The following is a 710-nucleotide window of genomic DNA, read 5'->3' as shown; positions in this document are numbered from 1 at the left end:
GTTTCAGACGGCCTGATAATCCGTTCCTTGTTACATAGAGGAGCGGATTTTCTAACAACAAACATCTACCATACAAAGGAACCCCAAACATGCAACTCATCTTCGGAGCCAACGGGCCGTCCGGCCGCGCCTATATCCGCACATTGACTGACTCAGCCGATACCGTCGCCGTATTGAGAAGGCCGTCTGAAGACAGCTTTTTTGTCGAACACAATATTCAAACCGTCGTCGCCGATGCGCTTGATGCCGACGCACTCGATAAAGCGTTGGCACAATACCGTCCCGATACTGTGATCAGTTTTGTCGGCGGCAAAAACGAAGAGGGCATCCGCAGCGATGCGCTGGGCAATATCAACATCATTGCTGCTACGAAAGCCACCAATCCGAAAGCCCGCTTTGTATTGATTACCAGCATGGGTTGCGGCGAACAATGGGACATGATGAGCGAGCCGTTTAAACAGGCACTCGGCGAAGCCGTCCGTGCCAAAACAGAAGCCGAAATCTATCTCAAACAAAGCGGTTTGAATTGGACCATCTTGCGCCCCTGCGGCCTTGCCGATGGAGAAGATAATGCCTATACCTTGACACAAAATGCCCAAGAAATTCCGCAAAAATACATGACGCGCAACGGCTTGGCCGCTGCCGTTGCTACCATTGTCGGCCAAGCGGACAGCAAGGGCGAAACGTATAGCGTTGGTGCGGCATAACCG

At 52.1% G+C, this 710-nt stretch carries 1 protein-coding gene; it reads left to right on the top strand.

The genetic code is table 11. The annotated features are described in order from the left end of the window. Positions 1-89 precede the first annotated feature (89 nt). Positions 90-707 carry an NAD(P)H-binding protein gene (locus ACTHUR_RS14090; protein WP_107769090.1) on the top strand — a complete coding sequence of 206 codons (618 nt, stop codon included), beginning with the start codon at positions 90-92 and terminating at the stop codon, positions 705-707. Positions 708-710: the final 3 nt, after the last annotated feature.

It is taken from the genome of Neisseria sp. P0021.S007, assembly GCF_051956855.1.
The sequence above is the reverse complement of the archived record's forward strand: the minus strand, read 5'-3'. Positions and strand labels throughout refer to the sequence as shown.